General features: G+C 43.4%; 6 protein-coding genes. 4 read left to right on the forward strand and 2 right to left on the reverse strand.

The features are described 5' to 3' along the window. The 3 genes from VM932_RS03145 to VM932_RS03155 all read left to right on the forward strand — a co-directional run. On the forward strand, positions 1 to 3,570 hold a 3,570-nt coding region (locus tag VM932_RS03145; RefSeq protein WP_326277107.1), incomplete at its 5' end, for a T9SS type B sorting domain-containing protein. A 1-nt stretch (position 3,571) separates the two neighbouring features. After that, a complete protein-coding gene (locus VM932_RS03150; protein WP_326277108.1) occupies positions 3,572 to 4,561 on the forward strand; it encodes a PorP/SprF family type IX secretion system membrane protein in 990 nt (329 codons plus the stop codon). 1 nt (position 4,562) lies between these two features. Further along, the gene (locus tag VM932_RS03155; protein ID WP_326277109.1) at positions 4,563 to 6,509 is read left to right on the forward strand and encodes an OmpA family protein; all 1,947 of its coding nucleotides are present in this window, start codon (positions 4,563 to 4,565) and stop codon (positions 6,507 to 6,509) included. A 2-nt stretch (positions 6,510 to 6,511) separates the two neighbouring features. Here VM932_RS03155 and VM932_RS03160 read toward each other — a convergent pair whose 3' ends face one another. Together VM932_RS03160 and VM932_RS03165 are read right to left on the reverse strand one after the other, a co-directional pair. After that, complete coding sequence (locus tag VM932_RS03160; protein ID WP_326277110.1) at positions 6,512 to 7,756, reverse strand: NRAMP family divalent metal transporter; 1,245 nt, start codon at positions 7,754 to 7,756, stop codon at positions 6,512 to 6,514. A gap of 208 nt (positions 7,757 to 7,964) precedes the next feature. Next, positions 7,965 to 10,340 carry a prolyl oligopeptidase family serine peptidase gene (locus VM932_RS03165; RefSeq protein WP_326277111.1) on the reverse strand — a complete coding sequence of 792 codons (2,376 nt, stop codon included), beginning with the start codon at positions 10,338 to 10,340 and terminating at the stop codon, positions 7,965 to 7,967. A 223-nt stretch (positions 10,341 to 10,563) separates the two neighbouring features. On the opposite strand from VM932_RS03165, the gene VM932_RS03170 reads away from it, so the two are divergent. Beyond that, positions 10,564 to 10,796: FAD-binding protein (locus tag VM932_RS03170; RefSeq protein WP_326277112.1), on the forward strand; the 233-nt coding region annotated here is incomplete at its 3' end.

Consider the following 10,796-nt stretch of genomic DNA (forward strand, 5'->3'; position numbering starts at 1 on the left):
GTCACCAGTGGGTCTGCTACGTTGGACCCTGCGCCTGCGAACCTTACCGCCAGCATTACAATAAACGATGATGATACTCCAGTTGTGTCAATCACTGCAACAGATGATACAGCAGCTGAACTTGGTACGGAAGAGGGAGTATTTACAGTGGATATTGGTGCGGTTAATGAAACAGGTTCACCAATAACAATAGATTATGTAGTTTCGGGAGATGCAACACCAGATGATGATTATGATGCGTTATTGGGTAGTGTGGATGTTATTGATGGTCAGCAGACTGCGGTGATCACGGTTAATCCTAGAGACGATAATCTCACAGAATTGGACGAAGAGGTAATAGTAACCCTTGATACAGGGGTTGGATATACAATTGGTTCGCCAAACAGTGCTACGGTAACCATAACCAGTGAAGATGATAATCAACCTAGTGGGTATACAGTGACCATTAATCAAGATCCGATTAATCTTACCAATGAAGAAAATGTTAGTTTTTCTTTTTCCAATGCCCCAACATTTCTTACCACATTCGATTATACATTTACCAGTGATGGTGATGGCAATACAACATCCGTAACGGGTAGTGGAACAGTTCTTACTTCGAATAGAACTGTTTCCAATATTGATTTGAGCGGTTTGCCAGATGGTGTGATTACCCTTGCAGTAATCATTACCAATGTTCTGGGTACGGAAGGACCAGAAACTACTGATACTGCAATAAAAGACACAACAGTGCCAACAGGGTATAGTGTAACGATAGATCAGGATTTAATAGATTCAGACAATGAGGATGATGTAAGCTTTACGTTTGCAAATGCAGTTTTTGGAGCTGATTATGAGTATACTTTTAGTAGTGATGGAGGGGGCACTGATGTTATGGGGTCTGGTGAGATTACATCGGTTTCACAACAAATAAACAATATAAATCTTAGCGGTCTTGCAGATGGTACAATTACTTTGGATGTAACCTTGAGTAATGATAACGGCTCGGGACAAATAGCTAGCGATACAGCTACTAAACTTGTCGCAGTACCATCAGGGTATGGTGTGACTATTGACCAAGACCCCATTAATTCAGGGAATGATACCAATATTGGTTATACCTTTTCAGGTGCAGAAATAGGTGCTAGTTACAATTATACCTTCAGCAGTGATGGAGGCGGTACAAATGTTATCGGTTCTGGAACGGTATCCGCAGCAAACGAACACATAACAGGGGTAAATTTAAGTGGTCTTGGTAATGGTACAATCACACTTTCCGTAATCCTTTCCAATACAAATGGAGATGGAGATGTGGCAGAGGATACTGCAACCAAAGAAACCTGCTATGCAGGAACAACATCCCCATCACTTAACGATGCAGGTAATGAGTTCTGTGTAGCAAGTTTTGATGATTTTACTCAGGATTTGGATAATTATGTAGATGAAGTTGCACCAACTGGAGCAGAACTGGTTTGGAGCTCAAACCCTGACTCAAGTGTAACAGCGGATTATTTGGCTTCAAGTGTTGTAACAGGTGCACAAGTGGCCAATAATAACACCTACTACGGATTTTATTACGATAGTTTAAATAATTGTGCTAGTTCGAATACAGCTCAGGTTGTTTTGTCCGTAAACGAAGAACCCAATCCTGGAACCACAACTGGGGCCAGGGTTTGTGCAGATTCTTCGAACGGTGGCACCACCATAGATTTGGATAATCAACTTTCTGGAGCAGATCCAGGGCTTTGGAGTATCACTACGGACCCATCAGGTGGAGCTATAACCATAGATACAGATAATGTGGTGAATTTTGATGGTCAACCTATAGGAGACTATATTTTTGCCTACACAGCTACGGCAGAAGGAGTTTGTTCCGACAAAACGGTAAATTTAATCATAACGGTTGACGATTGTTCCGGCCCTTGCGACGCAGGAGATACGGCCCCAACGTTTAATGGAGATGATACCACCATCGAATTTTGTGATGAAGTAAATACGGATTTGAGCAGTTATGTGTCGAGTACTGCCCCGTCAGGAACCACTCTTATTTGGAGTACGAGTTCGGAACCTTCAGAAACTGGAGCACACCTTAATAGCAGCAATGTAGTGGAACCTGGAACCTATTACGGCTTTTACTACGATGAGGTCAACGAATGTGGTAGCCCAGTTCTGGCCATTACTTTGGTACGTAATTTTACCCCGACAATTGATATGACCAGTGGAGATTCCAGTTGTGATGCCGCTACGTTAATATTAACAGCTAGTGCATCGGTAGCAGATGAGAGTACCATCAGCTATACATGGTACGATGCCCCAACGGGTGGAAGTATTGTTGGTACAAGTGCTACTTACACAACAAATACTTTGACCGAAACAACCTCTTTTTATGTTTCAGCTTCCGCCAATGGATGCGAATCTGATCGCGTGGAGGTGGTGGCTACCATTACCGATACACCAAATGCAGGTACAGCAACAAATACTTCGGCCTGTAATGTAGCAGGAAATGGAGGACCTAATGTGATAGATTTAGATGATACCCTCATCGGGGCAGATCCTGGAACTTGGGCCATCATTACAGACCCATCCAACGGAGATCTTAGCATTGGTTCCGATAATAATATTGATTTCACGGGATTGGCTACGGGCGACTATGTGTTTGAATATACCACTGCCACCGAAGCTCCTTGCCTACCAACATCCGTGCAAGTGACCATCTCGGTAAGTGATTGTACCGTAGATACTGACGGTGATGGGCTTACCGATGGGGAAGAAACTAACTTGGGCACCGACCCCAATGATCCCGATACGGATGGCGATGGCCTGACAGATGGCGAAGAAGTATTGGCGGTGGATGATTCAAGCACCGATGCTGTACCTGAAAATGCAACCGATCCTTTGGATGCTTGTGATCCTTTCTTGACGCCAGATTGTAATCCCGAGGATATAGATTTGGCGATAACCAAAGAAGTGAACGAAACGGAAGTGCTGTTGAACTCCAATATCACCTTTACCATTACTGTGGAAAATACCACCATGGATAGGGTATTGGATATTGTGGTGAGCGACCTTTTGGGAAATGGTTTTCAATATCAATCCAGTACTCCTTCCAAAGGAAGTTATGATGAAACCACAGGAGAATGGATCATTGACGAACTTGATGCCGAAGAGCAAGTGACCCTGGAGATTTCGGTAACCGTTACAGAATCTGGAGCCTTGGAAAACACAGCAAATCTTGTGTCTTCATTTCCAAATGATGGTATAGCTGGCAACAATACAGCTACAGTGCAAATTCAGGTAAATCGTAGCGGATGCGAGGACCCGGGAACCATTTGTACCATCTTTTCTCCCAATGGAGACGGACGTAACGATACATTGACCCTTGTGGACCACACAAGCTATCCAAATAATTCATTCGAAGTATTCGACCGCTACGGCAACAGCGTCTTCCAAATGAACGGATACGACAGTTCGTGGGACGGCACGGGCAAAAACGGAGATTTGCCCAAAGGCACCTATTTCTATGTTTTGGACCTGAACGGCGACGGAACGGACGTGGTAAAAGGGTGGATTCAAATTGTAAGGAACAACTAAAATGCCAGATAAAAAAGGTTTTTCAAAATACGGAATGGTTCTAGGGGTGCTTTGTATGGCGTTTGGCTACACACATGCCCAAAAAGAACCACAATATACCCAATACATGTACAACATAGGCAGTTTTAACCCAGCTTATGCGGGAACTGTGGAGAGCCCGGAAATTATTGGATTGTACCGTGCACAATGGGTGGATATCCCGGGGGCGCCTACCACCATTCGCGGGGGTGCCAACATTCCTTTCAACAACGAAAAAATGGGACTGGGCATCAATATTGTGAACGATGTTTTGGGACCATCCACACAAACCTATTTTGATGTGGCCTATTCCTATCAAATTCAATTATCCGAAGACACTAAACTCTCCTTTGGACTTAATGCAGGAGGTTCGTCCTTGAACATTGATTATTCCAAAGGTACTTTTGAAGACCCATCGGATGGCTCCATCTTGGGAGGGAATTATAGCAACTTCTATCCGACCGTGGGTGCAGGACTGTTTATGTACCACAAAGAAGACTGGTATTTGGGAATTTCAGTGCCCAATTTTTTGACCAATGCTCTATATAATGATGAAGTGGCGACCATTGTAGAAGACAATATGCAGTTCAATGCCATTGGGGGCTATGTGTTCGAGTTGGGAGAACAAACCAAATTTAAACCGGCCTTTTTGGTGAATTATCTTCAGGGTTCCCCGGTAACCGTAAACCTGTCGGCCAATTTTCAATTTATTGATGCATTGACCATTGGAGCTTCATACAGATTTGATAATGCCGTGAGCGGACTGGCTGGATTCCAAATTTCCAACGGAATGTTCATTGGATACTCTTACGATTATAATACCAATGGTTTGGGCGAGTACAGTGGCGGTTCGCATGAAGCCATTTTAAAATTTTATATAGGTAGAGGCGGTTTTGGTTTTGGAAATAACAATTCAAAGAACAAAAAATCAAAAAATAAAGGTAAGCAGATAGATTCCCCAAGATTTTTCTAACATGAACCATACAAAAAAAATACAGATATCACTTTTGGCATCCCTACTGGGTGTGGTTTTCTGCTTCGCCCAAAAAAAGAAGTCACAAGGCGATGTTTTCTTTTTTCAATACGAATACCAAAAAGCAGTCAATGCATACGAAGAAGAACTTTCTGAAGGTGTGTTGACCAAGCAGCAGTTCCTGAACCTTGCGGATGCTTATTTTGAAACAAATAATTACGACAAGGCTTCGGAAGCCTACATGAAAATCTATGACCAAGACACTTTGATGGACACGCACCATTACAATAAAATGTTGCAGAGCCTATCCAAAAGTCAGAACGTCGATGGGAAAAGGGATTTTTTGACCAGTATATCATCAAATTTTCCAAAGGAACTGATGGAGAACATGGAATTCAACAATCAGTTGTTGCAAAATGGCGCGGATGGAAATCAGTTGGAGTACGAAATCTTCAATTTGGAGGGCAATAGCCCCCAAACGGATTTTGCCCCTAGCTTTTACAATGATAAGTTATTGTTCTCCAGCGGGCGTCAAGTCAACAAAAAACTACGGTACGAACCAGGTAATGAAGGCTATTTCAATATTTATGAATCCGAGATTCAACCTACTGGGCAAATCACCGCTCTCCAATCTTTCCAAGAACTAAAGGATACCGATTATCATGAAGCGACACCGTTTTTTTCGTCTGGATTGAACAGTGTGTTTTATGTGCTGTCCAATACGCAAGATGGCGAACTGGCCTTTGATGAAAACGGTAAAAACGCCTTGGCCATTGCAAAGCAAAACATTGGAGGTTCCTACCAATTGTTGCTAAAGGATTTGAGCACCTCTTTCTATTACCCTTTTTACGATGATGCCAGCGGAAAACTCTACTTTTCTGCAGATTTTGAAGAGGGCTACGGGGGAACGGACATTTATTTTGTGTACACCAATAATGGACAGGTAATGTCCGCCCCGATCAATTTAGGGCCACGTATCAACTCTTCCGGTAACGAAATCGCACCTTTTATTTTTGAGAACAGTTTTTATTTTGCTTCGGACGTATTCTTCGGACTTGGTGGTATGGACATTTACAAATCCAATATTGAAGACGAAGGTTTCGGAATCCCTATCAATCTGGGAGCACCCATTAATACCGAATTCGATGATTTTGGAATGATCATTAGAAATGATGGCGATGGATTGTTGGGCTATTTCGCATCCAACCGTACCGGCGGAAAAGGTAAAGATGATATTTATGGCTTTAAGGTTGACGAAAAACCCGGCCTCAAGACCATTACCTTTAAAGGTGCCGTTGTGAATGCGAGCAGCGCATCCGAAATAGTGCCTAATGCAACAGTGAGTCTTTGGGATATGAACGGGGAAATGTTGGCAGAGACCACCTCGGATGAAGAAGGCCAGTACAGACTGGAAATCCCGTATGAGCCCGAGTTGGTGTTGGATGTATCCAAAGAGCGTTATTCAAGATTTATCAAAAAATTTAACCACGATGAGTTGGATGCCTTGCAAAACAGCATTTTTGATGTACCCGTCGCCTTTTACAATGATCTAGTGGAAGAGCGCGAGGGCCAGAAAGTGGTGAAAATGGACGATTTTTATTTCAACACCAGTTCCACACAACTAACGGATGAAATCAAAAGCGAGCTTGCCAAAGTCATTGATTTTGTTGATGCGTTTCCCCGTGCCCAGCTCAGAATTGAAACGTATACCGATAGCAGGGGAGGGAGCAGTACCAATTTTCGGCTTACCCAAGCCCGCTCCGATGCCATTAAAAAATATTTGGTGGAAAACGGTGTTCCGGCAAGCAATATCTTGTATTCCGTAGGTTATGGAGAGGACAATATCTTGAACAATTGTACCAATGGCGTGTTCTGTTTGGAAACCTTGCACAAAAAAAACCAGCGCTCTTTAATCGTTGTTCTTAATGACAATGTGCTTTTTGATTAAAGCTAGACCAACAACATCCAACAATAATACAGCGCAAACAGTGAAAGGAAAATCATCCCACAATAGGTAAGCATTTTTAGTCCCATTTTAGGCTGATGTTCCTTTGGGACATCTTTTCCGGTTACCGTTTTTAGGTTCATCCATCCCAAAAGTGGGGCAAAAACAAAGGACACAAACGTAGCCAACCCGACCAGATCTCCCATATTGGCACTAAACAGACTGATCACTATCCAATTGATCCATGCCATTGCAATGACCATCAAGGCGAAAGCATGTTTTTGGTTGTAGATATTTTTCTTAGGATATAGTTTTTGAAGCACGTCCAAACTCACACGGGAAATAGCGTCATGGGCGGTCATGCAAGTACTGAACATGGTCGCAAAAGCAGCTATGGCAATAAAAAAGTAGGCCCAATTGCCAATATGTGTGGTGAACAGATTGACCAACTGGTCGGCAAAAACCACGGCATTGCCGCTGAGTTCGGTTCCGGTACCATACAGGGTCATCCAACCAATGACCATAAAAAACAGCGCCAAAACAGCCGTTAAGATATAACCTACGTTAAATTCTTGAAGGGCAAGTTTAAGTGTGGGCTTGTTCTTCATGGTCTTTAGGTTTTCCATGCCCCAAAGGCTCACCCAGCCCGATGCTTCTACGGCCGTGGGCATCCACCCCACAAGACCGATTAAAAACAAAATCCCGACCTCATTGAAAATTTCAGGCCGTTGATAGGATACGCTATTGGGTACGGGACCTTTTTGCAACACCATTACGGTTGTGGCCAACAAGGCGATAAAAAGTATGGTAATGACCGCTTTCAAAGAATTTTCAAGAAATCGGTACTTCCCAATAATCAAAATCAAACCGATAAAGACAAACAATCCCAACGACACGATTCCGGCACCAACCGAAGTGATTTCAAAAAGATTGATGAATAAACCTGCCGTTACCACATAAAGGGCGGCTAAAATGGTAAAAGTGGAGATCAGGGTGACAAAGGCATAGATGTACAAATAGTTCTTGCCCAAATTGGTGTATCCCTCGATCAGACTTTTTTCCGTCACAGTGGTGTATCGTACCCCAAATTCAAAAAAAGGATATTTGAGCAGGTTGGCCAGGACAATGGGAATTACCATTATCCATCCATATTGGGCTCCTGCTTTTGTGGAAAGGACCAAATGTGAGGTACCAATGGCCATGCTGGCGAACAAAAGGCCAGGGCCGAGTGCTTTTAACAATGCTTTCATGCAGCTTGTTTGTTAATTTTCAGGCAGGAAGATATGTTTTTTTGTTGAAAGTTTTTTGTTCTGGATGTGTTGAGTCACTTCAATTAGCAGCATTGAAATAGAAAGGCCAGTTCGAGTTTTTCCTTTGGGAAAAAGCCTGTCCAACTTTTGGGAGGATACCGAGGACAGTTTTCTTTCAAATCAGTCTGTTCTCGATAAAACATTTTATTTATTCTTTCCCTAAAAGTGATTTTTGAAACAGCTTAAAAATACGGGTATACTCGTCCGTCCAACTGCTGGGCTCCACAAAACCATGTCGTTCCACAGGGTAGACCGCCATTTCCCAGTCTTCTTTTCCGAGTTCGATCAAACGTTGGGAAAGCCGGACCATATCCTGAAAATGCACATTATCGTCCACCATGCCGTGCAGAATCAAAAGGTCACCTTGCAAACCATCGGCAAAATAGATGGGCGAACTGCGTTTGTAAGCCAAACTATCCGTTGCCGGGGTGTTCAAGATTCTAGCGGTATAGCCATGGTTGTATGCCGCCCAATCCCCTACGGAACGGATTGCACCACCGGCACTAAAGGTATCTGGTGCGTTGAACATGCCCATTAAGGTGATAAATCCGCCGTAGGACCCCCCGTAAATACCGATTTTATCTGTATCAATACCGTAATCATCCACCAACATTTTGGCACCATCCACTTGATCGGACAAATCCTTGCCCCCCATGTGTCGGTAAATTCCGGTACGCCAATCTCTGCCATACCCAGCACTTCCCCGGTAATCAATGTCAAGAACGGTGTAGCCGTTGTCCACCAACAGATTGTGGAACATATATTCCCTAAAATAGGAGCTCCACCAATTGTGGGCGTTCTGCAAATACCCTGCGCCGTGCACAAAAATAACGGCGGCCTTGTTTTTCACCGAAGCTTCGGGTTGGTACAATCTTGCGTGAACTTTTGCACCATCCGATGCCTTGAACGTAATGATTTCCGGATCTTTCCAATCATATGCATTAAATGCATCACTATTGGATTTGGTGATTTGCTCTGCTTTGGGATTTCCACCTGTCTCAACAGGATTATCTTTAATGAACAATTCCGTAGGCTTGTTGGAATACGAGTAGAGAATGGCCATTTTTTTCTCGTTGGGGGAAAGCACTATATCGTTTCTGCCGACCATATCGGTCAATTTTTCCCATTTTCCACCTTTGAGTGCCATGGAATAGAATTGACGATCGCCCGGATGGGTCTTGTTGGAAGTAAAATACCATCTGTTTTTATCTTTGGATAGGAAAGCATCATAAATTTCAAACTCCCCAGAAGTCAAGGCCTTGGTTTTCTTGTTGTTGATGTCCATGGTGTACAAATGGGAATACCCTGTTTTTTCGGACATGAACCAAATTTTATTGCCATCGGGCATCCATCCTAAATCGCCTCCTCGATAGCGGCCTATGCCTGGGCCTCCGATCCAAGCTTCATCATGTTGGCGGTCCAATTGCTCCACTTTGCCCGTTTTTGGATCCAGTAAAACAAGCCAACGGTCTTTGTAATCGTTGGCTTGGATGTCCAAAACAGCTTTGCTGCCATCCGTGTTCCAGTTAGGCGCGTTAATATATCCGATACGGTCCTCGTTTTCATACGTTTTGTCCGGATAATCCTTGGTGTACTCCGGAACATAGTCCAAACCCTCCAGATTATCCAAAACCACGGGATAGTTTTTGCGGTTTTCCACATCGTACACAAACATTTCGTACTGTGTGGGTTCGTCACCTACTTTGGAGCGGGTGTTTTGATCTTCGGTATAGCCCGATTCCGTTACAAAATGGGGCACAATGGTTCCTTTGGAATCAGGACGGTCCATCAAAATATAGGTGATGTAGGAACCGGAAGGGTCTATTTGCAGACTGATGACCCTTTTTCCACCTGTTTCGAGTTCCAGTGGTTGTAGAGTTTCCAGTTTTTTGCTGATCTGTTCCCCAGCATCTCTTTTTGCTTTTCGCTCTTGCAGCACACTAAAAATCATCAATTGGTCTTGGTACAGCCATTCATCCTTGGAATCGCGCTGCGGCTCATCGTTTTTGGATTTTACAAAATGTGTCTTTTGCTCTATTAGTCCCGAAGCCACGTTCCAAGTATAAAGCTCCCCGTCCTTCACAAAAGCTATGCTTTTTCCATCATCGGTAAAATGTGGGTTACTTTCCCGTTCTTGGGTTTTGGTAATGGGCGTGGATTGATGGGTGTCAAGATCCAACAAAAAAACATCCCCGTTTTTGGCATAAACCGCCTTTGTTTTGCTTTGGTTGTATGTTAATCTAGATGAGGGAAGAGCATTGGCTTGCAAAAAACCAACTTTTTTAATGTTTTTGCTATTGACGGAGTACGCATAAAGAGAATCGCTCATGGCACTTTCAGGATTCCAGTCAAAGTACAAGGTTTTTCCATCGGTGGACCAAAAGGGGCTGGACGGCCTATGTCCGACAAAGTCATCCCCTTGCATAATATCCTTTATTTTTAAGGCGGAGATATTCCCTTTTTGAGCCAACAAAGTGTTCAAAGTGATAAGAAAAAGTACGAATGGCGTAAAAAATCTTCCCATAATTATCCCGAGGTTTAGGGGGTTCGTTCTTCAAATATCGGGTATTTTGATGAGTTTATTCTATCAACTATTAAAATGAAAATTTGATAAAACTTCCTGTTTTTATTCATGGAAAAAGTATCTTTAAAACGCACTAGTTGCACAAAACATCAATTTACCCCTTTTCGATTATAGGGTAATGAGTTGATTTAAAGCAAAATAAAACTAAACCAAACATATATCCATGCAGATTATAGAGAACAGCACTGTTTACGATGCTATCATAGTAGGCTCGGGAGCAGGAGGCGGTATGTCGGCCAAAGTTTTGTCGGAGGCCGGCCTGAAGGTCGCTGTGGTCGAGGCCGGTCCCTTCTTCGACCCGGCCATGCCGGAGCACCAGACCCAGTTGAAATGGCCCTACCAGAGCCCCAGGCGCGGCAAGAGCACGCGATTCCGTCCCTTCGGGGATTTTGATGC

Origin of the sequence: Flagellimonas halotolerans (genome assembly GCF_035818535.1) — a bacterium.
In the GTDB taxonomy this organism is placed as follows: Bacteria; Bacteroidota; Bacteroidia; order Flavobacteriales; family Flavobacteriaceae; genus Flagellimonas; species Flagellimonas halotolerans.